This window comes from Pseudomonas sp. R4-34-07 (genome assembly GCF_003852375.1).
Lineage (GTDB): Bacteria > Pseudomonadota > Gammaproteobacteria > Pseudomonadales > Pseudomonadaceae > Aquipseudomonas.
Genome location: NZ_CP027760.1, coordinates 1,158,538 through 1,183,386 on the forward strand (window position 1 = coordinate 1,158,538; position 24,849 = coordinate 1,183,386).

The following is a 24,849-nucleotide window of genomic DNA, read 5'->3' on the forward strand; positions in this document are numbered from 1 at the left end:
GAATTGCACCATGCGGCAATGCGAACCCTTACTGTTTAGCCCGCGCAGGTGTATCGTATCTGCCCTTTGCGGGCCCCGGCCTGCGACCGATACGTGAGGTTGTTGTGTCCCAATCGTTTTCCCGTCGACAGATCCTCGGTGGCCTTGCTGGCCTGGCCGTCGTAGGTGTGGGCGCCGGTGGCGCCTATCGCTACTGGCTGGGCAAGGTTGCCGATGCCAACGCAGGAAGCGACTATCAACTGATCGCCGCGCCGCTCGATGTGGAACTGGTGCCGGGCCACACCACCCAAGCCTGGGCGTTCGGCCCTTCTGCGCCGGGCACCGAGCTGCGCGTACGCCAGGGCGAATGGCTGCGGGTGCGCTTTATCAACCACCTGCCGGTCGCCACCACCATCCACTGGCATGGCATCCGCCTGCCGCTGGAAATGGACGGCGTGCCCTACGTCTCGCAATTGCCGGTATTGCCAGGGGAATACTTCGATTACAAGTTCCGCGTGCCCGACGCCGGCAGCTACTGGTACCACCCCCATGTGAACAGCAGCGAAGAACTCGGCCGTGGCCTGGTCGGGCCGTTGATCATCGAAGAACGCGAGCCCACCGGTTTCAAGCACGAGCGCACCCTCAGCCTGAAAAGCTGGCACGTGGACGAAGAGGGCGCCTTCGTGGCGTTCAGTATTCCCCGCGAGGCGGCGCGTGGCGGTACGGCAGGGCGTTTGTCCACCATCAACGGCGTGGCCCAGGCGGTGATCGACCTGCCGGCCGGGCAGATCACCCGCGTGCGCCTGCTCAACCTCGACAACACCCTGACTTATCGCCTCAACATCCCGGATGTCGAAGCGCAGATCTACGCGCTGGACGGCAACCCCATCGAGCCGCGCCCGCTGGGCAAGGAATACTGGCTGGGCCCTGGGATGCGTATTTGCCTGGCGATCAAGGCGCCGCCAGCGGGCGAAGAGCTGTCGATCCGCAATGGCCCGGTGCGTCTGGGTACGTTCCGCTCGGTGGCCAATACCGACGCGCCGACCGAATGGCCACCCGCATTGCCGCCCAACCCGGTTGCCGAACCGGACCTGGCCAATGCGGAAAAACTCAACTTCAATTTCGAGTGGGTCGGCTCGGTGTCGGTCAACCTCGACAACGGCAAGCCACCGAGCTTGTGGCAGATCAACGGCCAGGCCTGGGACATCACCGACAAAACCTGCGCCGACCGCCCGATCGCCAAGTTGGAGAAGGGCAAAAGCTATATTTTCGAATTGAAGAACATGACCCAGTACCAGCACCCGATCCACCTGCACGGCATGAGTTTCAAGGTAATTGCCTCGAACCGCCACAAGGTCATCCCGTATTTCACCGACACCTATCTGCTGGGCAAGAACGAACGCGCCCGCGTGGCGTTGGTGGCGGATAACCCAGGCGTGTGGATGTTCCACTGCCATGTGATCGACCATATGGAAACCGGCCTGATGGCCGCCATCGAGGTGGCGTGATGCGCCAGATCCGCCCGGCAATCATCGACCGCAGCCGCGACCAAACCTTCATGCGCGAAGCCCTGGCACTCGCCGCCCAGGGCGCGGCGCTGGGCGAAGTGCCGGTGGGCGCGGTTCTGGTGCAAAACGGTGAGATCATTGGCCGGGGTTTCAACTGCCCGATCAGCGGCAATGACCCAAGCGCGCATGCCGAAATGGTCGCCATCCGCGCCGCTGCGCAAGCGATCAGCAACTATCGCCTGGTGGGCAGCACGCTGTATGTGACGTTGGAGCCGTGCAGCATGTGCGCCGGCCTGATCGTGCATTCGCGGGTGGCGCGGGTGGTGTATGGCGCGCTGGAGCCCAAGGCCGGGATTGTGCAGAGCCAGGGGCAGTTTTTTACCCAGGGCTTTTTGAATCATCGGGTGTTGTTTGAGGGGGGGGTGCTGGCTGAAGAGTGTGGGACGGTATTGAGCGAGTTCTTCAAGGCCCGCCGGGCCAAGCCACCGCTCTAAAGAACACTGATAAGCAAATGTGGGAGGGGGCTTGCTCCCGATGGCGGTGGGTCAGCTACAACCATGCTGACTGACACACTGCTATCGGGGAGCAAGCCCCCTCCCCACATTTTGTCCTCTGTTTAGTCAGCAAGGGCGGGGTTACTTTTTGGCGATGATCACCGCCCGCATCGGCGCCGGCAGCCCCTCGATCGTCTTGCTGTGATCTTCCGGATCGAGAAAGTCACTCAGCGACTGGTATTTCATCCACTCGGTCCCACGCTGTTCCTCCACCGTGGTCACGCTCACATCCACGCAACGCACATCACTGAAACCGGCACGGCGCAGCCATAGCATCAACGCCGGGACCGAGGGCAGGAACCATACGTTACGCATCTGCGCGTAGCGGTCTTCCGGTACCAGCACCTGTTGCTGGTCGCCTTCCACCACCAGGGTTTCCAGCACCAGTTCGCCGCCCTTGACCAGGGTGTCCTTCAGCGCCAGCAGATGTTCGATCGGCGAACGACGGTGGTAGAACACGCCCATGGAAAACACCGTGTCGAAGCCTTCAAGGTTCGCCGGCAAGTCTTCGAACGGGAACGGCAGGTGCCAGGCCCTGGGTGCTGACAGGTACCGCTGCACCGCCTGGAACTGGCAGAAAAACAGCCAGTTCGGGTCGACGCCAATCACGCTGTCGGCGCCGGCGCCGAGCATGCGCCACATGTAATAGCCGTTGCCGCAGCCCACATCGAGGATGCGCTTGCCGTTCAAATCCAGGTGCGGCGCCACCCGCGACCACTTCCAGTCCGAGCGCCATTCGGTGTCCACATGCACGCCGAACAGGTGGAACGGCCCCTTGCGCCACGGGCTCAGGCCCATCAGCGCGGTGTGCATTTGCGCACGGGTGGCGTCATCGCATTCAGTGTCCAACACCAGGCCTGTGAGCAGGTCGACGTGGCTGGGCTGGATCTTCGGCAATGCGTCCAATGCACTTTGCCAGCGCTCCAGGTCGCCATGGCCTTTTTCCATTTTGCTATCGAGCTGCGCTTGCAGGCCCTGGGCCCACACGGCCAAGGGAGTGCCGACCAGATGGCGGGCGAGGGGAGACAAATCAATCATGGCAAGGCAATCAACGAGGCAAAGTTAAGACACTGGAACCACGGCACGACTTTCGAGAACCCGGCCGCCAGCAGGCGTTCGCGGTGTTCTTCGAGGCTGTCGGGCTTCATGACGTTTTCGATGGCGCTGCGCTTCTGGGCGATTTCCAGCTCGCTGTAGCCGTTGGCGCGTTTGAACGCGATATGCAGGTCGGTCAGCAGCGCCTGTTCCTGGGCATCGTTGAAGCGCAGTTTTTCCGAGAGGATCAGCGCACCGCCCGGCAGCAGCGACTGACGGATGCGCCCGAGCAACGCCAGGCGTTCATCGGGGGCGATGAATTGCAGGGTGAAGTTCAGCGCGACTACCGAGGCCGGCTGGAAGTGCAGGGCGAGGATATCGCCCTCGATCACCTCCACCGGCAGCAATTCCTGGAACATCGAATCCTGGCCATTGAGGTATTCGCGGCAGCGTTCGACCATCGCCGTCGAGTTATCCACCGCGATCACCCGGCACCCGTCGGTACGCACATGGCGGCGCAGGGCCTGGGTCACGGCGCCCAGGGACGAGCCCAGGTCATACAGCACACTGCCCGGCTGGGCGAACTGGGCGGCGAGCACGCCGAGGTTTTCAACGATGGTCGGGTAACCGGGCACCGAGCGCTTGATCATGTCCGGGAACACCCGCACCACGTCTTCGTTAAAGGCGAAGTCCGGCACCTGGGGCAGGGGCTGGGCGAATAGGCGATCGGGTTCTTTGCTCACGGTTGTTCCGGCGACGAGGAAGGAAAGGCCGGCATTTTAGCCAACTTGGCCCGCGGATGCGCGGGTTGTCTGATGGAACGCCGAGGGCCGGCAGCGGCTGAGGTCAGCCCGTCAGTTCACCGTAATGGCGCAGTCGAACGTCTGGGCGGGTTCGGCCTCCGGCTCCCACGGTTGCTGGGAGGTCAGGCGCAAACGGCCTTGCCCGGCGGTAAAGGCCTGGAAGCGCCAGGTGGACTGGCCGCCGCCACCGATCACGCCGGATTCGCTGCTGCTGTACACCTCCGGGCTCAGCGCCCGCAACACGCCGCCGGCGGAGTCCTGGATGGCCCAGCGGTAGCCGGTGGTGGGGTTGCTGGGCAGGGTGAGGATCAGGTTCTGACCGGATTTGAGCTGCAGCGGGCAGGCGCTCTGGTCATCCACGCTGATGTTTTGCTTCGGCGCGCTGGCGCACGCGGACAACAAGGCAAGGCTCAAGGGGAGAAACAGGCGGGCAACGGTCATGGGGGCTCCGGTTGTACACGACGAAGGGCGAGCATAACCGAAGATGAGACAAGGTGTGACAGGAGGGGGTTGTGTTGGCAGGTCTGGCCTCATCGGGAGCAAGCCCCCTCCCACACTTGAAGGCATTCACAAATCAAAGTGTGGGAGGGGGCTTGCCCCCGATAGCGCCAGCTCAGGCACTACATAACTGTCAGAACAACACTTTGGCCACATCCGCAAAGCGCTTGGCAAAGTGCACCGTCATGCCTTCCTTCAGGTACTCCGGCAGCTCTTCAAAGCTGCCACGGTTGGGCTCCGGCAGGATCAACTCGTGGATCTTCTGGCGCCGCGCCGCAATCACCTTCTCACGCACGCCGCCAATCGGCAGCACATGCCCGGTCAACGTCAGTTCACCGGTCATGGCCACGCCTTTTTTCGGTGGCTGGTTGCGTGCCAGGGACAGCAGCGCGCTGGCCATGGTCACGCCCGCACTCGGTCCGTCTTTTGGCGTGGCGCCTTCCGGTACGTGCAAATGGACGAAGGCTTCATCGAAGAACTTCGGATCACCGCCAAACGACTTCAGGTTGGAGCTGATGAAGCTGTAGGCGATTTCTGCAGATTCCTTCATCACGTCACCCAGTTGCCCGGTGAGCTTGAAGCCGCGATTGAGCGTGTGGATGCGCGTCGCTTCGATCGGCAAGGTCGCGCCGCCCATGCTGGTCCAGGCCAGGCCGGTAATCACACCGGTGCCCGACAGCACTTGTTCATTGCGAAACACCGGCATGCCCAGGGAGGCTTCCAGGTCCTTGTTCCCGATCTTGATCACCGAATTCGGCTCATCCAGCAGCTTGACCACCGCCTTGCGCACCAGTTTGCCCAGTTGTTTCTCCAGCTGACGCACACCGGCTTCCCGCGCATAGCCATCAATCAACGCACGCAGGGCGCCATCGCTGATGCTCAGGCTGGTTTTTGCCACACCGGCTTTTTCCAGCTGCTTGGGCCACAGGTGGCGCTTGGCGATGGCGACTTTTTCTTCGGTGATGTAGCCCGACAGGCGAATCACTTCCATGCGGTCGAGCAACGGGCCGGGGATCGAGTCCAGGGTGTTGGCGGTGCACACGAACAGCACCTTGGACAGGTCCAGGCGCAGGTCCAGGTAGTGGTCGAGGAATTCGACGTTCTGCTCGGGATCGAGGGTTTCAAGCAGCGCCGAGGCCGGGTCGCCCTGGAAGCTCTGGCCCATCTTGTCGATCTCGTCGAGCATGATCACCGGGTTCATCACTTCCACATCCTTGAGCGCCTGCACCAGCTTGCCCGGCAGCGCGCCGATGTAGGTGCGGCGGTGGCCCTTGATCTCGGCCTCGTCGCGCATGCCGCCGACACTGAAGCGGTAGAACGGCCGCCCCAGGGACTCGGCGATGGATTTACCGACGCTGGTCTTGCCCACGCCCGGCGGGCCCACCAGCAGCACGATGGAACCGGCGACCTCACCTTTATAGGCGCCTACCGCGAGGAACTCGAGGATGCGGCTCTTGATGTCATCCAGGCCCGCATGATGCTTATCCAACACCTTGCGCGCGTGTTTCAGGTCGAGTTTGTCTTCGCCATACACGCCCCACGGTACCGAAGTGGCCCAGTCCAGGTAGTTACGGGTGACGGCGTATTCCGGCGAGCCGGTTTCGAGGATCGACAGCTTGTTGAGTTCTTCATCGATACGTTTCTGCGCCTGGGCCGGCAGCGTCTTGCCCACCAGTCGCTGCTCGAATTGTTCGACATCGGCGCTGCGGTCGTCCTTGGTCAGGCCCAGCTCTTGCTGGATGACCTTGAGCTGTTCCTTGAGGAAGAACTCGCGTTGATGCTCGCCGATCTTGCGGTTCACTTCGGCCGAGAGTTCTTTTTGCAGGCGCGCGACTTCGACCTCTTTGCGCAGCATCGGCAAAACTTTTTCCATGCGTTTGAGCATGGGCACGCAATCGAGCACTTCCTGCAACTCGTTACCGGTGGCCGAGGTCAGCGCAGCGGCGAAGTCGGTGAGCGGCGACGGGTCGTTGGGGCTGAAGCGGTTGAGGTAGTTCTTCAACTCTTCGCTGTACAGCGGGTTGAGCGGCAGCAGTTCCTTGATCGCATTGATCAGCGCCATGCCGTAGGCCTTGACCTCGTCGGTCGGCTCGCTCGGCTGGTGCGGGTATTCGACCTCCACCAGGTACGGTGGGCGGTGGTGCTTGAGCCAGGTCTTGATGCGCACGCGCGTCAGGCCCTGGGCCACGAATTGCAGCTTGCCGTTTTCGCGGCTGGCGTGGTGCACCTTGACCAGGGTGCCGTACAGCGGCAGGGCAGAGGTGTCGAAGTGGCGCGGGTCTTCGGGCGGTGTATCCATGAAAAACAGGGCGAGGGAATGGTGGTCGGATTTGCTCACCAACTCCAGGGTTTCGGCCCAGGGTTCTTCATTGACGATGACCGGCAACACCTGCGCCGGAAAAAACGGCCGGTTGTGGATCGGGATGATGTAGACCTTGTCCGGCAGGTTTTGCCCAGGCAGGGCCAGGCCGGTGTTGGACGAAGTTTCAGCGTTTTCGGGGTCGGCGTAGTCGTTCAGGTCGTAATCAGGGACGTCTTGCTGGTCGCTCATGGGGCACCTGCATAAGGAAGTATGCAGCTTAGATGGGGCAGGGCAGCGGTGGTTTCAATGGTAGGGGTGAGATAGGAACATATTACATAAAGTTACTGCAGCGACGCGGTCAGCTGATTTTGTGGAGGTAGGCCGGCAGTGGCTGCTCGGGCAGTACCGAGAGCACCTTCAAGCGCTGCAACATTCGCTGCCGCGCGCGCTGCAGGTGCTCGCGCAGGTTCAGCGCGGCCGCGTCGAAAGCGCCATGCAGCAAAAGCTCCAGGATCAGGCGATGTTCGGCAAGCATGGCCGGATCGGCGCCGATCCCCAGCAATCGATGGAAAATCCGGCTGATGATCATCGGGCTCTGGCCCTGGCGGATCAGCGCGGCGATCTTGCGGTTCTGCAGGCCGGCCAGGCAGCGCTGGTGCAAGTCCTCCTCGATCTGCTCGATGGCTTCGAGGCTGCATTGCGGGTTTTGCTGGGCGGCCGTGACCCGCTGCAACATGGCTTCGAGGACTTCCCGCTCGAGGCCCGGCGCGCTCTGGCGCAAGGCCTCGGGTTCGAGGCAGGCGCGCAGTTCGTAGTCTTCGGTGACTTCCCGCGCGGTCAGCGGCCCGGCCAACCATTGGGAGTAGGGCTCTTTCTCCACCAGGCCACGGTCGCGCAGGCGCATCAGCGCTTCGCGGACCACGGCGCGGCTGACGCCGTAGTGGTCGGCGGCGGCTTGTTCGTCCAGGCGGTAATGTCCAAAGGCGATGCAGGTGGACAGCGCCGCGCCGATTTCCTCGACGATCCGCTCGCCCAGGGGCCGAGTGTCCACCAGTTCGTCGTCGCCGTTGAGGCCCAGGTGCGCGTGGCTCAGGGGCAGGCGCAGCGGCTCCACGGCCAGCCCTTCTGGATTGATCAGGTAGCCACGGCCGTTGAATCGGCAGATCAGGCCCTCATCGTGCAGCAAGTCCAGCGCCTTGCGCACCGGCACGCGGCTGGTGCCGAACAGCTCGGCCAGCGGCGCTTCCAGCAACACAAGCCCGTGGCGCGCGGTGCCGTTGACGATTGCGTCACGCATCACCTTGTGAATCATCGCGTAACGGGATGCCGGGGCGGACACTGGTTTCATCTGTTTCTCTGGGTCATGAGTGCTAGGGCGTGACGATGGCCGGGGATTCTCTCATAGATGGGCCTGTCACTCCGCGCCACGTCGGTGGCACTTTTTTGGGGCCTTTGGCGCAGGACTGTTACTTTTTTGCACCAAAATGTATTTATTCATCAAAGATACGTTATTTCATTGAGGAGCAGGCCCAGCGCTGACCTCGAATTATTTTGCTTCTTACAAAAGCCTCTATCCCGTGGATATTGGCGAAAAGCCGAAATAATACGCGCGGACACATAAAGAGACTGGCACGAAAGCTGCCTCTACAAAACGTACATTTTATAAATATATACGTTTATGAGGTGATCTTCATGTCAGACGCCACGTCAATGGCCGAAGCGTACGCCACCGGTCGCAGCGACCCGGTGCAAGTGCTCGAACAAGCGCTTGCCCACGCACGCACGGCGCCCAGCGTGTTCATCTCGCTGTGCACCGAGCGTGCCTTGCGTGAGGCGCAAGCGTCCGCTGCGCGCTGGCGTGCCGGCCAGCCGCTGAGTGTGTTCGACGGCGTGCCCCTGGCGTGGAAGGACTTGTTTGACGTGGCCGGCAGCATCACCACCGCAGGCGCCGCTTATCGCCGCGAGGCGCCGGCCGCTTTGCTCGATGCGCCAAGCGTGGGGCTGTTGTGCCGCGCCGGGATGGTCAGCGTGGGCAAGACCAACCTCAGTGAGCTGGCGTATTCGGGCCTGGGCCTGAACCCGCATTTTGGCACGCCCTACAACCCCAACAGCAGCGACCAGCCGCGGATTCCCGGCGGCTCGTCATCGGGTTCGGCCGTGGCCGTGGCGGCCGGGATCGTGCCGATTGCCATGGGCACCGACACCGCTGGCTCGATCCGCATTCCCGCCGCCTTGAATGGCGTAGTGGGCTACCGCAGCAGCTGCCGCCGCTACAGCCGCGACGGTGTGTTTCCATTGGCGCGCAGCCTCGACAGCCTTGGCCCGCTGGCCCGCAGCGTGCGTGATGCCCTGGTCATCGACGACCTGCTCCATGGCCGTGCGCAAACCCACGTTGCCCGCAGCCTGAAGGGCCAGCGTTTCGTGCTCGAGCAAGGCGCGCTGGAAGGCATTGAACCGGCGGTGCGCAATAACCTGCTGCGCGCGGTGGACCAGCTCAAGGCTGCCGGCGCGTTGATCGATCTGCGCCCCTGCGCCACCTTCCAGGCCGCCCTCGACCTGATCCGGCAGCACGGCTGGCTTGGCGCTTTCGAAGCCTTCGCCCTGCACCAGGCCCTGCTCGACAGCCCTGACGCCGAGCAGCTCGACCCCCGCGTGCGTCGCCGCCTCGAAGCCGCGCGCGGCTTGCCAGCCAGCCAACTGATCCACCTGACTGACGCCCGCAGGCGTCTGCAGAACCAACTGAGCGACGACCTCGACGGCGCTCTGCTGATCACCCCGACCGTCGCCCACGTCGCCCCGGCGCTGGCACCGCTGGAGGCCGACGACGAATTGTTCGTCAGCACCAACCTGGCGACCCTGCGCCTGACCATGCCCGGCAGCCTGCTCGACATGCCGGGCGTCAGCCTGCCCAGCGGCCGCGACGCCCTGGGCCTGCCCACCGCGCTGCTGCTCAGCGCCCCTTGTGGCGAAGACGCGCGCCTGCTCAGGGCCGCGCTGTCGGTCGAAACCGCCCTCAACCCTAAGGAGACACACCATGGCTAAAGACATCCTCTGTGCATTTGGCGTCGACGTTGACGCCGTCGCCGGCTGGCTCGGTTCCTACGGCGGTGAAGACTCGCCGGACGACATCTCTCGCGGCCTGTTCGCCGGTGAGGTCGGCGCGCCGCGCCTGCTCAAATTGTTCGAGCGCTACGGCCTGCGCACCACCTGGTTTATCCCCGGCCACTCGATGGAAACCTTCCCCGAACAGATGAAGGCCGTGGCCGACGCCGGCCACGAAATCGGCGTGCACGGCTACAGCCACGAAAACCCCATCGCGATGACCGCCGAGCAGGAAGAAATCGTCCTCGATAAATCCATCGAACTGATCACCCAGGTCACCGGCAAGCGCCCCACCGGCTACGTCGCGCCGTGGTGGGAATTCAGTAAAGTCACCAACGAGCTGCTGCTGAAGAAAGGCATCAAGTACGACCACAGCCTGATGCACAACGACTTCCATCCCTACTACGTGCGCAAGGGCGACAGCTGGACCAAGATCGACTACAGCCAGCACCCCGACACCTGGATGAAACCCCTGGTGCGCGGCGAGGAAACCGACTTGGTGGAAATCCCGGCCAACTGGTACCTCGACGACCTGCCGCCAATGATGTTCATCAAGAAAGCCCCCAACAGCCACGGCTTCGTCAACCCGCGTCACCTGGAAGAAATGTGGCGCGACCAGTTCGACTGGGTCTACCGCGAGCATGAACACGCGGTGTTCACCATGACCATCCACCCCGACGTGTCCGGCCGGCCGCAAGTGCTGCTGATGCTTGAGCGTCTGATCGAACACATCCAGAGCCATGCCGGCGTGCGCTTCGTCACCTTCGATGAAATCGCCGACGACTTTATCCGCCGTCAACCCCGCACCTGACCCGAACCCTGTAGGAGCGAGCTTGCTCGCGAAACGCCTGAGAGCACCGCGTGCATTCAGGATGCCTGCGTCATCGTTGACGATTTTCGCGAGCAAGCTCGCTCCTACAGAAAGCCCACTCCACCTCCCGAGGCGCGCTCCATGTCTATCTACAACAAGCTTGACCTGACCGGCTGGAAACCCCGGCAACTGACGTCCCAGGAAGTGCGCTTCGCCACCTGGATCGCGTTCTTTGCCTGGGTGTTCGCGGTGTATGACTTCATCCTGTTCGGCACTTTGCTGCCGGAGATCGGCCGGCACTTTGGCTGGGGTGAAGTGGAGCAGGCGCAAATCGCGACCTGGGTGGCGGTGGGCACGGCGGTGGTCGCGTTCGCCATCGGTCCCATCGTCGATAAACTGGGGCGCCGCCAGGGGATTATTCTGACCGTGGCCGGCTCCGCGCTGTGCTCGGCGCTCACCGCGATCGGCGGGGCGTGGGGCAAGTCGCCGCTGATCCTGATTCGCTCGCTGGGTGGCCTGGGGTATGCCGAGGAAACCGTCAATGCGACGTATCTGAGTGAGCTGTACGGCGCCTCGCAAGACCCGAAACTGACCAAGCGTCGCGGCTTCATCTACAGCCTGGTACAAGGCGGCTGGCCGGTCGGGGCCTTGATCGCCGCGGGGTTGACCGCGCTGCTGCTGCCGATTATCGGCTGGCAGGGCTGCTTCGTCTTCGCCGCGATCCCGGCCATTGTGATCGCGATCATGGCGCGCAAGCTCAAGGAGAGCCCGCAGTTCCAGATTCACCAGCGCATCAGCCAACTGCGTAAACGCGGTGCGGTGAGCGAGGCGCAGAACGTCGCCGTGACCTACGGCGTGGATTATGACGAACACAGCAAGGCCGGCCTCAAGGCCGCATTCCGGGGCCCGGCGCGGCGCGCCACCCTGGTGATCGGCGCCGCGCTGTTGCTCAACTGGGCGGCGATCCAGGTGTTCAGCGTGCTGGGCACCTCGGTGATCGTCAGCGTGCACCACATCTCGTTCGAAAGCTCGCTGATCATCCTCGTGCTGTCGAACCTGGTGGGTTATTGCGGGTACCTCAGCCACGGCTGGATGGGCGACAAGATCGGGCGGCGCAACGTGATCGGCCTGGGCTGGATGCTCGGCGGCCTGGCATTCGCCGGGATGCTGTTCGGCCCGAGCAACATGCCGATGGTGGTTGGGCTGTACAGCCTGGGCCTGTTCTTCCTGATCGGGCCGTACTCGGCGGCGCTGTTCTTCATCAGCGAAAGCTTCCCCACCAGCATCCGCGCCACCGGTGGCGCGATCATTCATGCCATGGGCCCGATCGGCGCCGTGTTGGCCGGGTTTGGCGCCACCCAGGTGCTGTCCGCCGGCAGCGACTGGCAGACCGCCGCGCTGTGGTTCGGCGCGCTGCCGTGCTTCTTGTCCGGCGCGTTGATGTTTGCCGCGCGCCATGTGCGTCCGGAAACCGTTCAGTAAGGAGTTCTCGATGAACCGTAAAGTTGCCTTGATTACCGGTGCTGCCAGCGGCATCGGCCAAGCCCTTGCCGTGGCCTACGGGCGCAGCGGCGTGGCGGTGGTGGGCGGGTATTACCCGGCCGATCCCCATGACCCGCAAAGCACGGTTGCCCTGGTGGAAGAAGCCGGCGGCGAATGCCTGATGCTGGCGCTGGACGTGGGCGACAGCGCCTCGGTGGATGCCATGGCCGAGCAGGCGGTGCAGCATTTTGGGCGCCTCGATTACGCCGTGGCCAATGCCGGCTTGTTGCGTCGCGCGCCGTTGCTGGAGATGACCGACGCGTTGTGGGACGAGATGCTCAATATCGACCTCACGGGGGTGATGCGCACCTTCCGCGCGGCGACCCGGCATATGCGCGAAGGCGGCGCGCTGGTGGCAATTTCTTCGATTGCCGGCGGCGTGTATGGCTGGCAGGAGCACAGCCATTACGCGGCGGCCAAGGCCGGGGTGCCGGGGTTGTGTCGTTCGCTGGCGGTGGAACTGGCGGCCAAGGGCATTCGGTGCAATGCGGTGATCCCGGGGTTGATCGAGACGCCGCAGTCATTGGATGCGAAGAATTCGCTGGGGCCTGAAGGGTTGGCCAAGGCTGCCAAGGCAATCCCGCTGGGCCGGGTAGGGCGGGCGGATGAAGTGGCGTCGCTGGTGCAGTTCTTGACCAGTGATGCAGCGAGCTACGTGACCGGGCAAAGCATCATCATCGACGGCGGCCTGACCGTGCGCTGGCCTGACTGACCGCGCTCGTTCCCACGCTCCGCGTGGGAATGCATCAGCGTGACGCTTCGCGTCACAACAGCGGACGCAGAGCGTCCAAGGCGGCATTCCCACGCAGAGCGTGGGAACGATCAATGAGGAAATAAAAATGAGCCTGTTGAATAACCGCCGCGCCGTCATCACCGGGGCCGGCAGCGGCATCGGTGCCGCCATTGCCCAGGCTTACGCGGTCGAGGGCGCACGCCTGGTGTTGGCCGACCGCAACGCCGCGAGCCTTGCCGAGGTCGCGATCACCTGTCGCAACCTGGGTGCCGAGGTGTTCGAATGCCTGGCCGATGTCGGTACCGTCGAAGGCGCCCAGGCCAGTGTCGACCGGTGCGTCGAGCACTTCGGCGGGATCGACATCCTGGTCAACAATGCCGGCATGCTGACCCAGGCGCGTTGCGTCGATCTGTCCCTCGAGATGTGGAACGACATGCTGCGGGTCGACCTCACCAGCGTGTTCATCGCCAGCCAACGCGCCTTGCCGCATATGCTCGCGCAGCGCTGGGGGCGGATCATCAACGTTGCCTCGCAACTGGGCATCAAGGGCGGTGCCGAGCTTTGCCACTACGCGGCGGCCAAGGCCGGGGTGATCGGCTTCACCAAGTCCCTGGCCCTGGAAGTGGCCAAGGACAATGTGCTGGTCAACGCTATCGCCCCAGGCCCGATCGAAACCCCGCTGGTGGGCGGCATCAGCGACAGCTGGAAACGCGCCAAGGCCGCCGAACTGCCCCTGGGCCGATTCGGCCTGGCGGACGAAGTCGCGCCCACCGCCGTGCTGCTGGCCAGTACCCCGGGCGGTAATCTGTTCGTCGGCCAGACCCTCGGCCCGAACGCCGGCGATGTCATGCCATGAGCGGGGCTTAGCCATGTGCGGACTCTGTGGCTTGCTCGGCGAAGACGTGCATTGGAGCGACCCCTTGGGCGATGCACTGCCCAGGCGCCGCGAGCGCCTGCGCCGGATCGCGGCGATCAACCAGGTGCTGGCGGTGTTTCGGCTCAAGGTCGAGGATTTCCAGGGCGCGTCGTACCTGTTGCTCGGCGCGACCGGCAAACAGGCCCTGGCCAGCGGCCTGGATCAACTCTGGCAGGCGGCCGAAACCATGCTCGGCCGGCCGCTGGATCCCCTTGACCCGCGTCTACTTGACCACCTGGAAAACACCCCACTGTAGGAGCGAGCTTGCTCGCGAAAAACGTCAACGCTAACGCGTGTTGTCTGGATGTACGTGGCGCTCTCGGGTTTTTCGCGAGCAAGCTCGCTCCTACAGTGGGCGGAGGTAAATATGAGTATTGCTCTGAATGTGATCACCGGTTTCCTCGGCAGCGGCAAAACCACCTTGCTCAAGCGTCTGTTGCAGGGCGAAAGCCTGGGCGACACCGCGTTGCTGATCAATGAGTTCGGCGATGTCGGCATTGATCATCTGCTGGTGGAAGAGGTTGCACCAGACACCGTCCTGCTGCCCAGCGGCTGTGTGTGCTGCTCGATTCGCGGCGAGTTGAAAGACGCACTGCTCGGCCTGTTGCAACGCCGTGAACGCGGGGAAATCCCGGCCTTCAAACGGGTGATCCTGGAAACCACCGGCCTGGCCGACCCCGCGCCGATCCTCGCCACGCTGAACAACGACGTTCAACTGCGCGGGCGTTTTCATATCGGCCTGGTGACCACCCTGGTCGACGCCAGCCATGCCGCCTTGCAGGAACGCCTGCACCCGGAGTGGCTGGCCCAGGTGGCGGCGGCCGACCGGCTGTTGCTGAGCAAGACCGACCTGGTCGACGATTGCGCCGCGCTGCGCGAGCATCTGCACGCGCTCAACGGCGGTACGTTGATCCTCGATACCCAGGCGATTCACAGCGGCGATCAACTGCTGCTCGGCGAGGGTGTGCGCGGCGCCGAGCCTGCCGTCGAGGTCAGTCGCTGGCAGCTGCATCAACCCGCCACGGTTAATCATGGCGCGGCGCAGGTGTGCTGCCTGAGCTTCGAGCAACCGCTGGACTGGGTCGGGTTCGGGGTGTGGTTGTCGATGCTGCTAAGATGCCACGGCGAACGAATCCTTCGCGTCAAAGGACTGCTCAACGTGAACGCAAGCTCGGCCCCCATCGTCATCCATGGTGTGCAGCACTGCCTGCATGCCCCGGTGCATTTGCCTGCCTGGCCTGGCACTGAGCGCCAGTCGCGCCTGGTGTTCATCTTGCGCGGCCTCGACCCCGCGCTGTTGCGCCGTTCCTTCGACGTGTTCGCGCGGCGGTTCGCGGCATGATCACACTGCGCGTGCTCGGCACCTCCGTGACCTTGCTCGAATGCCTGCGCGTGCGGGCCGAGCAGGAGCTGGGCATTCGCCTGGTGTACCAGGTGCATGATGTGGAACAAGCCCAGCGTATCGCGGTGATGCAGCCCGACAGCTACGACCTGTACGACCAGTGGTTCCACAACGTCGACTTTGTGTGGCCGGCGCGGGCGATCCAGCCGATCGACACGCGGCGCATCGCGCTGTGGCATGAGATCAACGACCTGCCCAAGCGTGGTCGACTCTCGCCCAACGACCGCCTGGGCAGTGGCAGCGTGCCGAGTGAGCGGCTGTTCGTGCAGCACGACGGCAGCCTCGGCAGCAGCGCAACCGAGCGCATCAGCATGCTGCCGCTGACCCACAACGCCGACAGTTTTGCCTATCGCCCCGAGCGTTTGCCCGAAGGTTTCTGCCACGGCAACGAAAGCTGGGGCTGGCTGCTCGACCCGGCGTGGCGCGCACGCACCGCCCTGCAAAGCGACGCCGCCATCGGCGCCCTGGATGCCGCGCTGGCCGTACAGGGTGCGGGGCTGGCGCAGTTCCGGGACATCGGCAACATGAGCATCGAGGAGATCGACGTGCTGGCCGAAATCCTGGTGCGCAAGCAGAAGGAGGGGCACTTTGCGGCGTTCTGGTCGGACGACGAAGAAGCCGCGCAATTGATGCTCAGCCCGAGCATCGACATCCAGAGCCTGTGGTCGCCGACCTTGATGCGCCTGCACCGTGCCGGGGTGAAATACCGGCTCGCCGTGCCGCGCGAAGGCTATCGCGCCTGGTTCGGCGGCTTGTCGTTGTCGCGCCATGCCCAGGGGCCTGTGCTGGATGCGGCCTATGCCTACCTGAACTGGTGGTTGTCCGGCTGGCCGGGGGCGGTGATGGCGCGCCAGGGTTACTACATCGGTAACCCGGCGCGTACCCGCGATCATCTGAGCAGCGCCGAGTGGGATTACTGGTACGCCGGCAAGCCTGCGCGTGAAGAGCTGTCGGGCAGCGATGGCTTGCCATTGATCGACATCGGCGAGGTGCGCGACGGCGGCTCCTATGAGCAGCGCATGGGGCACATTGCGGTGTGGAATTCGGTGATGGACGAGCACAACTACCTGGTGCGCCGTTGGGGCGATTTCATGCGCGCACGTTGCCTGTAAAACCCACGACGGCTTATCAGGCGTGCACAAAAAAGGCGGCTACCCATCGGGTAGCCGCCTTTGTTTTACCGCCGGGTTTACTTAATCCGGCAGTTTGAACGCCATCACGTAGTCACCCTGCTTGGTGCCCAGGGAACCGTGACCGCCGGCCATGACCAGCACGTATTGCTTGCCGTCCTTGCCGGTGTAGGTCATCGGGGTGGTTTGCGCGCCTGCAGGCAGGCGGCCTTCCCACAGTTGCTTGCCGTTTTTCACGTCGTAGGCACGCAGGTACTGGTCGAGGGTGCCGCTCAGGAACGCCACGCCACCTGCAGTGGTGAAGGTACCGCCCAGGCTTGGCACGCCCATGGTCAGCGGGATCGGAACCGGCGAGCTGTCACGCACGGTGCCGTTCTTGTGCATCCAGATGGTTTGGTGGGTGGTCAGGTCGACCGCCGCCACGTAACCCCAGGCTGGCGCCTGGCACGGCAGGCCCAGCGGCGAGAGCAGCGCTTCGAGGATCACGCCATACGGCGCGCCTTTGTTCGGCTGTACGCCTTGGGTTTCGCTGACACGTGGGCCTTGCTTGGCGATGTCGGCGGCCGGGATCAGTTTCGATTTGAACGCCATGTAGCTCGGGTTCACGAAAGCGATCTGGCGGACCGGGTCAACCGAGATGCCGCCCCAGTCGAACACGCCGAAGTTACCTGGGTAGACGATCGAGCCTTGCAGCGACGGCGGCGTGAACGGGCCATCGTAGCGCATCGACTTGAAGTCGATCCGGCACAGCATCTGGTCGAACGGTGTCACGCCCCACATATCGCGTTCTTTCAACGGCGGTGGCATGAAGTTCAGGTCGGACTTGGGCTGGGTAGGGGAGGTGCGATCGCCGGCAACGGCGCCCTGTGGTACCGGGATTTCATTGATCGGCACTACCGGTTGGCCGGTGGCACGGTCCAGCACGTAGATGCTGCCTTGCTTGGTCGACGCCATCACCGCTTGCTTGACGCCGTCAGCGGTCTTGATGTCGATCAGCGAAGGCTGGCCGCCCACGTCCATGTCCCACAGGTCGTGGTGGGTGAACTGGAAGGTCCACTTCACGTGGCCGCTGTCGATGTCCAGGGCGGTCAGGCCGGCAGCGTATTTTTCGGAGTCATCGGTACGGTCACCGCCGTACTGGTCGGGCATCTGGTTGCCCATCGGCAGGTAGAGCATGCCGAGTTTTTCATCCACGGCGAACATGGACCACATGTTCGGCGAGTTGCGGGTGTAGGTCTTGCCCTCGGCCAACGGGGTGGTGTCGTCCGGGTTGCCGCTGTCCCAGTTCCACACCAGCTTGCCGGTGTGCACGTCGAACGCACGGATCACGCCGCTTGGCTCGTCGGTGGAGACGTTGTCGGTCACGTGACCGCCGATCACCACCAGGTTTTTGGTCACGGCCGGTGGCGAAGTGGAGTAGTAACCGCCTGGGGCGAAGGTGCCGATATTGGCACGCAGGTCGACTTGGCCTTTGTCACCGAAGTCTTCGCACATCTTGCCGGTGTCGGCGTTCAGGGCGATCAGACGGGTGTCGGCAGTCGGCACGAAGATGCGTTTCGGGCAGGCGGTCGGCGCGGCGGCCGGGCTGGCGCTGCCAGTCGGGCTCTGCTCGGAGGCGTAGGCGGCGTCATCGTGATACGACACGCCACGGCAGGTCATGTGCGCCCAACCCTTGAAGTTCTCGGCACCCTGGGTGGTGATCTTCGGGTCGAAACGCCAGATTTCCTTGCCGGTGTCCGGGTCCAGGGCAATCACTTGGCTGTGCGGGGTACACACGTACAGCATGCCGTTGACTTTCAGCGGGGTGTTTTCCGCAGTGGTTTCACCGGGATCGCCTGCGCCCGGAATGTCACCGGTACGGAAGGTCCACGCCGGCACCAGCTTGTGTGCGTTTTCCGGGGTGATCTGGGCCAGCGGCGAGTAACGGTCGCCGAAGGCCGAACGGCCGTAGGAGTTCCAGTCGCCATCGGCCTGGGCAGGCGCAGCGCTGGCCATGCCAGGCACAGCATCGCGGTCCAGTTGGCCGGTCTTGACCATTTCGCCGGGGTTGGTGAATTGGCTGGCCAGGGCGGCAGCGCCCGCCAGCACCACGGCCACGCTCAGCGCGCCGGTGCCCAGCGGCGCGGCTTGACCACGCAGCAACGGACGGCGAAACCATGGCAACAACATGACGATGCCCAAGGCGAACAGCAGGGCCAGGCGCGGCACCAACTGCCACCAGTCCAAGCCGACTTCCCATAGCGCCCACACCGTGCTGGCGAACAGCACCAGTGCGTACAGGCCCAGCGCAGCGCGGCGGGTGGCCAGCAGCAAGACGCCGGTCAGGGCAATGCCGATACCGGCCAGCAGGTAATACAGCGAGCCGCCGAGCATGCTCAGCTTGACCCCACCGGCCAGCAAGGCCAGCCCCATGATCAGCAGCAAGACGCCTAGCAACCTGGGCAGCAGGCGGCTTGAGCTCGAGGCACCATCAGTGCTCATAGTGTGTTTCTCCGTTACGTTGGAATTATGTAAGCCCGTGCTTCACTCACTGTAGATGACGATTCGGCGCGGGCTTGGTTCAGCGTTATTTTTGGTTTTTTCTGTGGATAACTGGGTTATCCACAGGCGGGCAATAAACCCCCAGGCGCAGGTCGATTTAAGACAGCGCTGTCTTTGCGTGAAGGGAAGATTCGGCAAATGGGGTCAGACCGGGGGTGAAGCGTTTCAGGTTGTTGCGAAGGATAATGCGGCGGGGCGTTTAGAGAAAGGGTGAATCGCAAGATGCATCATTTCAGATTTGGTAACAGTGACAGATCGTCGCTGCAGAAAACTGTGGGAGGGGGCTGATCGTTCCTACGCTCTGCGTGGGAATGCCTCCTGCGACGCTCCGCGTCGCGCCAACTACCGGGCACACGTGACGCAGAGCGTCACGGGCTGCGTTCCCACGCGGAGCGTGGGAACGATCGTTCGGGCGTGGGTTAGAAGGTGGTGCGGATGCCGACTTGCACGCTGCGCCCCGGCGCCGGCGCAATATCGCGCAGGATCGAGCTGGCGTAGCGCACGGTCTGGTTGGTCAGGTTTTCGCCATTGACGAACGCCAGCCACTGGCTGCCGCCGACATTGAAGTGATAACCGGCGCTCGCGCCTAGGGTTGTATAGCCATCGGTGCCGCTTTCGTTATCCGGCACGCGGCCTTGGCCGGCGGCATGTTCTACGTCGATACGCGCCTGCCAGCGATCCAGCTCCCACAGCAAACCGCTGTTCAAGCGCAGCGGCGCAATGCGCGGCAGGGCTTCGCCGGTGTCCAGGTTGGTTGCACGCGTGTAGTCGCCCGACAGCTCCATGGCGAACTTGCCGTAGGCGCCCTCGCCGAGTTTCCAGTGATCCTGGGCTTCGAAGCCGGCGAAACGTGCGCGTACCCCGGAGTAGGTGTACTCGGGAATACCGCCTGCGTCCTCTTCACCTTCGTCGTTCAATGTACGGCCAGTGCCGAGCAAGCCGATGTAGTTGGAGAAGCGGCTGTAGAACACGCCGAAGCTGCCCTTGTGGGTGCCATTGTCAAAGCGCAGGGCCAGGTCGCTGGACACGGCTTTTTCCTTCGACAGGTTGGCGTCGCCCAATTCATAAGTGCCGGTGGCGACGTGCGCGCCATTGGCGTACAGCTCGTAGAACGTCGGGGCGCGCTCGGTGTAGCCCAGGGTGGCGGCCAACGACCAGATCGGCGTCAGGCTGTAGACCGCGCCAGACGACAGGCTGCCTGCGGTGAAGGTATTGGCCTTGTCGGCATTGGCGAAGCGCGCGTTGCCCTTGGCATCCGGGTCGACGCTGGTATGTTCCAGGCGCCCGCCGAGGCTGAGGGTGAGGCGCTCGGTGGCATGCATCTGCTCAAGAATGAACAGTGCGCCGGCGTTGGTATCGGTCTGGGGCACGAAGGCTTCTTCGCCCAGGGCCGAAAACTCGTTGCGGGTCACTTGCGCGCCGACCACGCCGTCGAATGGCCCGATGGGCTGGTGGCGGGCTTCCAAGCGGGCTTCATAGCCTTTGTTCTTAAAGGTGGTGCCGGTCTCGCCCCCTTCGATTTCGCGGTGCTGGTAGTCGGTGTAGCCTGCGTCGATTTTCACCGAGGTAAACGGGCCTTGCAGGTTGCGGATTTCGGAGGCGAACGCGTAGTGCTCCTGTTGCATGCGGATGCGCACATCCTGCTCGGCGGGCGAGCCGTAGTTGCTGTCGTAGTTGCTGTAGGACAGGCCCGCGTAGCCATCGTCCCAGGTGTATGAACCGCCCACCGCGCCGCCATCCTGGCGCCCGTCGCTGTTGCCCAGGCGACCGTTTTTGCCGGGACCAGCGTCGGTTTCGGGCGCATGACGGCTGCGCGCATCACCGGGAATTTTCAGGTCGTTGAACTCCCGCGCGTTGGCATCCAGGTGCAAGGCGAAGGTGCCGTCGCCGGCTTCCAGCTTGCCCGCGCTGCTGCGCGTGGTGTCGGCACCGCCGTAGCGCAGTTCACCGGCACCGTGGATGCCCTCGATGGCTGTGGTGGGGATGCGGTTGTCGAAGGTGTTGACCACCCCGCCGATGGCGCTGCCGCCGTACAACAAAGCCGCCGGGCCGCGCACGATTTCAATGCGCTCGACGTTGATCGGGTCCAGCGGCACGGCGTGGTCATAGGACAGTGACGACGCATCCAGCGCGCCCACGCCGTTGCGCAGCAGGCGAATACGGTCACCGTCCTGGCCACGAATGATCGGCCGGCTGGCACCGGGGCCAAAGTACGAAGACGACACGCCCGGCTGCTTGTTCAGGGTTTCGCCCAGGCTGCCTTTTTGTTGCAGGGTCAGCTCGTCGCCCTCCAGCACGGTGGTGGGCGAGGCGAGTTGCGCGCTGCCCAGGGGATTGCCAGTGATGACTTGCGATGGCAGTTCCAGGGCGTGGGCTTCGGAGCAGATCAGCAGGGCGGCGGCGAGGGGCGACAGGCGCCAGAGACAGGAGAGCGACATCGGACATTCCTTGGCAAGATCTTGATAAGTATCGTTACAATATAACATCTCTTTTTTCGCTGAAAAGGGGAACTTTTACCAACGGGCTATATTCAATGCAGTGCTTCCACCGGTACGCCCCGTCCGCTAAGGTGCGCGGCTGTGTTTTCTCTCTCGCAAAAGGCCCGGCATGACCGCGACAAGCAACGACCCACTTCACGGCGTGACCCTGCAACACGTCCTCACCACCCTGGTGGAACACTACGAATGGGCAGGCCTGGCCGAACGCATTGATATCCGCTGCTTCAAGAGCGATCCCAGCATCAAGTCGAGCCTGACCTTCCTGCGCAAGACCCCATGGGCGCGGGAAAAAGTCGAAGGCTTGTACGTCAAGCTGATGCGCACCAAACGCCCGCTGGACTGAGCCCGTGAAGCGTTTTGTGGCGGCGGCCGCGTTGGCCGGTTGGGTGGGGCTGGCGATTCAGCAATACCTGATCCTGTATTCGCGCTGGTCCAGCGGCGCCAGCCTGCTGGGCGGCTTGATCAGTTTCTTCAGTTTTTTCACGGTGCTGACCAATACCTTGGTCGTCGTGGTGCTGAGCTATTGGCTGGTCAAGCGCGAATCTGCCGGCAAGCGGTTTTTCCTCGCGCCGGTTATCAGCAGTGGTATTGCCGCGAGCATTGTCGTGGTAAGCCTGGCCTACAACCTGTTGCTGCGGCACTTATGGAGCCCCGAGGGCTTTCAATTCATTGCCGATGAATTGCTGCACGACGTGATGCCGGTGCTGTTTCTGATCTATTGGTGGCGGTGCGTGCCCAAGGGCACCTTGCGGCTCAAGCACATTGCCGGGTGGGTGGTTTACCCCCTGGTGTACTTCGCCTATGTGCTGTTGCGCGGGCATTTGCTGGGGCAGTATCAGTACCCGTTCATGGATGTGGACAGCCTGGGTTACCCGCAGGTGTTCTTGAATGCCGGGGGGATTTTGCTGGGGTTTATCGTCATTGCGTTGGCGGTAGTGGGGCTGGATAACCGCCTGAAAAGGTGACCCACGATCTAAAGTGGGCACAGTCAGTGTGGGAGGGGGCTTGCTCCCGATGGCGGTGTGTCAGAACAAATTTATTTACTGATCCACCGCTATCGGGAGCAAGCCCCCTCCCACAGTTTTGACCGAATTCAGGTTTAATCTTCTTCACTGCCTTCTGCCCGCCAGTAGCCCACGGCCTTGAGGTACTCCTCATTGACCTTGTGGGTATCCAGCAACACCCGCCGCACCTGGCGCGACAGCTTGGTTTCGGTCGCGACAAAGCTGTACAACTTTCCGCCGGACAACGTCAGGTTGCGCACGACCTCGAGCAGGTCTGCCTCGCCGCGCACCACCCAGATAATTTCGACATCCGCCGCGCTCTGCAGCACTTGCTGCTCTGCGGCATCGGCAATTTCGATCACCGCCAGCACCTTGCGCCCGGCGGGCAGTTCTTCCAGGCGCCGGCCGATGGCGGGCAGGGCGGTTTCATCGCCGATCAGCAGGTAGCTGTCGAAGATATCCGGCACGATCATCGAACTCCGTGGCCCGCCGATATACAGGTGCTGGCCGACTTGCGCCTGCTCGGCCCAGGTAGACGCAGGGCCATCGCCGTGCAGCACGAAGTCGATAACCAGTTCGCCAATGCTCAGGTCGTAACGCCGTGGCGTGTAATCGCGCATCGCCGGTTGCGGGCCGTCGCCCTTGATGGTGAACGTCGGGCTTTCCAGGGCCGCTTGTTCGGCGGCGTTCTTTGGGAACAGCAGCTTGATGTGATCATCGCTGCCCAGGCTGACAAAGCCCGCCAGTTCCGGGCCGCCCAACGTAATGCGGCGCATGCGCGGGGTGATGTCCACCACCCGCAGTACCTGCAGGCGGCGGCGTTTGATGTCGTGGGTCACGCGGTGAATGGCTTGTGTGTTCATTGGTCTTTCCCGTCGGCAATGGCTTGCGCGGCGCGGTTGAGCAGCGCCGCGACCCGCGTGATTTCGTCCGGGCTCCAGCGCCCGTGGTGCGAATGCAAGGCATGGCGCAGGTTGTGCACCGCCTCGTGGATTTCCGGTGGCCGGTCCTGGCCGCGCAGCGAGCGTTTGCTTACGTCCATGCGCATGCGAATGCCTTCGAGGGCAACCGCCTGTTCGCTCAATAAGAGACGACCGGCATCGGTGATGGTGTAGCGTTTTTTTCCGCCCTCGGCGTCGCCCGTGATCAATTCGCTTTCTTCGAGAAAGGTCAGCGTGGGGTAGATCACCCCGGGGCTGGGGCTGTAGGCGCCGTCGAACAGGGTTTCGATCCGGCGGATCAGGTCGTAGCCGTGGCAGGGCATTTCGGCGATCAGCGCCGGTAGCAGCAATTTCAGATCACCCGGCGCAAAGACGCGCGGACCACGCTCGGCCCGTTCGCGGCTGGAGCGTTTGTCAAAGATGTCGCGGCCGCTACCGGTTGCGCGGTGGGAATGAGGGTCTTTCATCGTCGTGCTCTCTGAAAAATCAAGATACAACTTAAGATATATCTTATCCTGCGTAAAGGCCTTCTCCGATGAGCGGTTCGGCGGCAGCCAAAGGCGATGACGACTGGTAATGACGAACATACCGAGTTATTAAAAAACTAAGACAGGATTAAAAGATTGAGTTAATACTCTAATTAGATGTTTAATTAAGCCTCGTTATATCGCCATGTAATACGTTTCTGACAGTCCGGGTTTTTAGCGCGCGTAAGTCATGAGTTTATAGTGCCTTTGTAGGATATGTATTACAGGTGCTGATGGCATTATTTGGCTTTTTTGTTTTTGTCTCACTGGTTATATGGCCTATGGCTACATGCTATAGAGAAGGCTCTGGCTTACTTTGTTTTTAATTCGGTGGAAGATATGCCTGCGTCCTAAGACACAGTCGGATCTTGCAAAGCTGTGCTCTTTAAATGCGTGAGAAAGTTGCAAGCTGATCGGGCTTTCAACTCAATTAATGCGATATACAGGTACCTAATAATGCTCAAGAAAACTGCTTTCGTGCTGCCACTGGTTATGTTGGCCTTCGGTTCTTCCAGCGTCTTTGCCGCCGGTGAAGCCACCAGCGTCATCAACATCAAGGCAACCATTCCTACCAAACAGTTCCATGCACAACCGCTCAACCCGGACTTCGGTCGCGATGAGACCATGACCTACAACACCGTGACCGGTAGCCTGAGCAGCCTGCGCGAAACCTACGCGGTAAAAAATACCGACGGTTCGATCAAGGCTTACATCGAAGGCGGTCCAGCTTCCCTGAGCAACGGCACTGCGTCCATTGCCCTGGCCACTTCCTTCAACGGCGTCACCCTGACCGGCTCGCCGCTGGAAGTTGTCGATGATGCCAGTTCCACTCCAGGTACCCAGGCTGACCTGGTTATTGTTCCAGCCAAACCTGCCGACACGGATGCGGGTCTCTTCACCACCAACTTCACCGTGGTCTTCGACCACGAGCCTCGCGTCACCCTGTGAGCGCAATAAGTTGACCCGTAAGCGTCGTTTTATTGGGTAGCGATTACCGATCAACAGGCAGTGTCCCTGTCGGTT

22 protein-coding genes are annotated in these 24,849 nt (G+C 62.7%); 13 read left to right on the forward strand and 9 right to left on the reverse strand.

The genetic code is table 11. The annotated features are described in order from the left end of the window. Positions 1-104 precede the first annotated feature (104 nt). On the forward strand, positions 105-1,487 hold the full coding sequence (locus tag C4J85_RS05165; protein WP_124409128.1) for a multicopper oxidase family protein: 1,383 nt from the start codon (positions 105-107) through the stop codon (positions 1,485-1,487). Continuing rightward, complete coding sequence (tadA, locus tag C4J85_RS05170) at positions 1,487-1,981, forward strand: tRNA adenosine(34) deaminase TadA (RefSeq protein WP_124403190.1); 495 nt, start codon at positions 1,487-1,489, stop codon at positions 1,979-1,981. Before C4J85_RS05165 ends, tadA begins: the two co-directional genes overlap by 1 nt. Before the next feature lie 141 nt (positions 1,982-2,122). Here the strand turns inward: tadA and cmoB are convergent, their stop codons facing one another. The 5 genes from cmoB to C4J85_RS05195 form a co-directional block, all read right to left on the reverse strand. Continuing rightward, entirely contained in the window at positions 2,123-3,079 is a 957-nt protein-coding gene (gene cmoB / locus C4J85_RS05175) for a tRNA 5-methoxyuridine(34)/uridine 5-oxyacetic acid(34) synthase CmoB (protein ID WP_124365954.1), read from the reverse strand. Then, positions 3,076-3,819, reverse strand: coding sequence for a carboxy-S-adenosyl-L-methionine synthase CmoA (cmoA, locus tag C4J85_RS05180; RefSeq protein ID WP_124365955.1), 744 nt, complete (start codon positions 3,817-3,819; stop codon positions 3,076-3,078). The genes cmoB and cmoA overlap by 4 nt, the downstream gene beginning before the upstream one ends. A gap of 111 nt (positions 3,820-3,930) precedes the next feature. After that, positions 3,931-4,320, reverse strand: coding sequence for a protease inhibitor I42 family protein (locus C4J85_RS05185; RefSeq protein ID WP_124406369.1), 390 nt, complete (start codon positions 4,318-4,320; stop codon positions 3,931-3,933). 190 nt (positions 4,321-4,510) lie between these two features. Further along, complete coding sequence (lon, locus tag C4J85_RS05190; RefSeq protein WP_124365957.1) at positions 4,511-6,928, reverse strand: endopeptidase La; 2,418 nt, start codon at positions 6,926-6,928, stop codon at positions 4,511-4,513. Positions 6,929-7,037: 109 nt separating this feature from the next. Then, a complete protein-coding gene (locus C4J85_RS05195; RefSeq protein WP_124406370.1) occupies positions 7,038-8,027 on the reverse strand; it encodes a GntR family transcriptional regulator in 990 nt (329 codons plus the stop codon). 344 nt (positions 8,028-8,371) lie between these two features. On the opposite strand from C4J85_RS05195, the gene C4J85_RS05200 reads away from it, so the two are divergent. From C4J85_RS05200 to C4J85_RS05235, 8 genes are all read left to right on the forward strand, one after another. After that, entirely contained in the window at positions 8,372-9,721 is a 1,350-nt protein-coding gene (locus C4J85_RS05200) for an amidase (protein WP_124409129.1), read from the forward strand. Beyond that, the gene (locus C4J85_RS05205) at positions 9,714-10,592 is read left to right on the forward strand and encodes a polysaccharide deacetylase (protein ID WP_010212857.1); all 879 of its coding nucleotides are present in this window, start codon (positions 9,714-9,716) and stop codon (positions 10,590-10,592) included. Before C4J85_RS05200 ends, C4J85_RS05205 begins: the two co-directional genes overlap by 8 nt. A 141-nt stretch (positions 10,593-10,733) precedes the next feature. Then, positions 10,734-12,074 (forward strand): MFS transporter, encoded by a 1,341-nt coding sequence (locus tag C4J85_RS05210; protein ID WP_124409130.1) that lies wholly within the window; start codon positions 10,734-10,736, stop codon positions 12,072-12,074. A gap of 10 nt (positions 12,075-12,084) precedes the next feature. Further along, the gene (locus C4J85_RS05215) at positions 12,085-12,846 is read left to right on the forward strand and encodes an SDR family NAD(P)-dependent oxidoreductase (protein WP_124409131.1); all 762 of its coding nucleotides are present in this window, start codon (positions 12,085-12,087) and stop codon (positions 12,844-12,846) included. Between the two features lie 127 nt (positions 12,847-12,973). Next, entirely contained in the window at positions 12,974-13,723 is a 750-nt protein-coding gene (locus tag C4J85_RS05220) for an SDR family NAD(P)-dependent oxidoreductase (protein WP_124406373.1), read from the forward strand. Between the two features lie 13 nt (positions 13,724-13,736). Beyond that, entirely contained in the window at positions 13,737-14,039 is a 303-nt protein-coding gene (locus C4J85_RS05225) for a hypothetical protein (protein WP_124409132.1), read from the forward strand. Between the two features lie 111 nt (positions 14,040-14,150). After that, positions 14,151-15,125 (forward strand): GTP-binding protein, encoded by a 975-nt coding sequence (locus C4J85_RS05230; protein ID WP_124409133.1) that lies wholly within the window; start codon positions 14,151-14,153, stop codon positions 15,123-15,125. Further along, the gene (locus C4J85_RS05235; RefSeq protein ID WP_124409134.1) at positions 15,122-16,297 is read left to right on the forward strand and encodes a PotD/PotF family extracellular solute-binding protein; all 1,176 of its coding nucleotides are present in this window, start codon (positions 15,122-15,124) and stop codon (positions 16,295-16,297) included. Before C4J85_RS05230 ends, C4J85_RS05235 begins: the two co-directional genes overlap by 4 nt. Before the next feature lie 81 nt (positions 16,298-16,378). Here the strand turns inward: C4J85_RS05235 and C4J85_RS05240 are convergent, their stop codons facing one another. Further along, a complete protein-coding gene (locus C4J85_RS05240) occupies positions 16,379-18,796 on the reverse strand; it encodes a glucose/quinate/shikimate family membrane-bound PQQ-dependent dehydrogenase (RefSeq protein ID WP_124409135.1) in 2,418 nt (805 codons plus the stop codon). 479 nt (positions 18,797-19,275) lie between these two features. Further along, on the reverse strand, positions 19,276-21,294 hold the full coding sequence (locus C4J85_RS05245) for a TonB-dependent receptor (protein ID WP_124409136.1): 2,019 nt from the start codon (positions 21,292-21,294) through the stop codon (positions 19,276-19,278). Positions 21,295-21,463: 169 nt separating this feature from the next. Between C4J85_RS05245 and C4J85_RS05250 the strand changes: the two genes are divergently transcribed. Together C4J85_RS05250 and C4J85_RS05255 are read left to right on the forward strand one after the other, a co-directional pair. Next, positions 21,464-21,697: a VF530 family DNA-binding protein gene (locus C4J85_RS05250; protein WP_024073644.1), complete on the forward strand. Its 234-nt coding sequence runs from the start codon at positions 21,464-21,466 to the stop codon at positions 21,695-21,697. A gap of 4 nt (positions 21,698-21,701) precedes the next feature. After that, on the forward strand, positions 21,702-22,319 hold the full coding sequence (locus C4J85_RS05255; protein ID WP_124409137.1) for a Pr6Pr family membrane protein: 618 nt from the start codon (positions 21,702-21,704) through the stop codon (positions 22,317-22,319). A 134-nt stretch (positions 22,320-22,453) separates the two neighbouring features. Here the strand turns inward: C4J85_RS05255 and C4J85_RS05260 are convergent, their stop codons facing one another. Both C4J85_RS05260 and C4J85_RS05265 read right to left on the reverse strand, forming a co-directional pair. After that, positions 22,454-23,221: a siderophore-interacting protein gene (locus C4J85_RS05260; RefSeq protein WP_124409138.1), complete on the reverse strand. Its 768-nt coding sequence runs from the start codon at positions 23,219-23,221 to the stop codon at positions 22,454-22,456. Then, positions 23,218-23,766 carry a PadR family transcriptional regulator gene (locus C4J85_RS05265; RefSeq protein ID WP_124409139.1) on the reverse strand — a complete coding sequence of 183 codons (549 nt, stop codon included), beginning with the start codon at positions 23,764-23,766 and terminating at the stop codon, positions 23,218-23,220. The genes C4J85_RS05260 and C4J85_RS05265 overlap by 4 nt, the downstream gene beginning before the upstream one ends. Positions 23,767-24,282: 516 nt before the next feature. On the opposite strand from C4J85_RS05265, the gene C4J85_RS05270 reads away from it, so the two are divergent. Then, positions 24,283-24,774, forward strand: coding sequence for a CS1 type fimbrial major subunit (locus tag C4J85_RS05270; protein WP_124409140.1), 492 nt, complete (start codon positions 24,283-24,285; stop codon positions 24,772-24,774). The last annotated feature ends 75 nt before the right edge of the window (positions 24,775-24,849 follow it).

Bases quoted from the DNA above. Each gene is read 5' to 3' on its own strand.
- C4J85_RS05200 (WP_124409129.1), top strand. From the start codon at position 8,372: ATGTCAGACGCCACGTCAATGGCCGAAGCGTACGCCACCGGTCGCAGC.
- lon (WP_124365957.1), bottom strand. From the start codon at position 6,928: ATGAGCGACCAGCAAGACGTCCCTGATTACGACCTGAACGACTACGCC.
- C4J85_RS05250 (WP_024073644.1), top strand. From the start codon at position 21,464: ATGACCGCGACAAGCAACGACCCACTTCACGGCGTGACCCTGCAACAC.
- C4J85_RS05225 (WP_124409132.1), top strand. From the start codon at position 13,737: ATGTGCGGACTCTGTGGCTTGCTCGGCGAAGACGTGCATTGGAGCGAC.
- C4J85_RS05220 (WP_124406373.1), top strand. From the start codon at position 12,974: ATGAGCCTGTTGAATAACCGCCGCGCCGTCATCACCGGGGCCGGCAGC.
- C4J85_RS05245 (WP_124409136.1), bottom strand. From the start codon at position 21,294: ATGTCGCTCTCCTGTCTCTGGCGCCTGTCGCCCCTCGCCGCCGCCCTG.
- C4J85_RS05230 (WP_124409133.1), top strand. From the start codon at position 14,151: ATGAGTATTGCTCTGAATGTGATCACCGGTTTCCTCGGCAGCGGCAAA.
- C4J85_RS05195 (WP_124406370.1), bottom strand. From the start codon at position 8,027: ATGAAACCAGTGTCCGCCCCGGCATCCCGTTACGCGATGATTCACAAG.
- tadA (WP_124403190.1), top strand. From the start codon at position 1,487: ATGCGCCAGATCCGCCCGGCAATCATCGACCGCAGCCGCGACCAAACC.
- C4J85_RS05235 (WP_124409134.1), top strand. From the start codon at position 15,122: ATGATCACACTGCGCGTGCTCGGCACCTCCGTGACCTTGCTCGAATGC.
- C4J85_RS05210 (WP_124409130.1), top strand. From the start codon at position 10,734: ATGTCTATCTACAACAAGCTTGACCTGACCGGCTGGAAACCCCGGCAA.
- C4J85_RS05265 (WP_124409139.1), bottom strand. From the start codon at position 23,766: ATGAAAGACCCTCATTCCCACCGCGCAACCGGTAGCGGCCGCGACATC.
- C4J85_RS05270 (WP_124409140.1), top strand. From the start codon at position 24,283: ATGCTCAAGAAAACTGCTTTCGTGCTGCCACTGGTTATGTTGGCCTTC.
- C4J85_RS05240 (WP_124409135.1), bottom strand. From the start codon at position 18,796: ATGAGCACTGATGGTGCCTCGAGCTCAAGCCGCCTGCTGCCCAGGTTG.
- C4J85_RS05185 (WP_124406369.1), bottom strand. From the start codon at position 4,320: ATGACCGTTGCCCGCCTGTTTCTCCCCTTGAGCCTTGCCTTGTTGTCC.
- C4J85_RS05260 (WP_124409138.1), bottom strand. From the start codon at position 23,221: ATGAACACACAAGCCATTCACCGCGTGACCCACGACATCAAACGCCGC.
- C4J85_RS05215 (WP_124409131.1), top strand. From the start codon at position 12,085: ATGAACCGTAAAGTTGCCTTGATTACCGGTGCTGCCAGCGGCATCGGC.
- C4J85_RS05205 (WP_010212857.1), top strand. From the start codon at position 9,714: ATGGCTAAAGACATCCTCTGTGCATTTGGCGTCGACGTTGACGCCGTC.
- cmoB (WP_124365954.1), bottom strand. From the start codon at position 3,079: ATGATTGATTTGTCTCCCCTCGCCCGCCATCTGGTCGGCACTCCCTTG.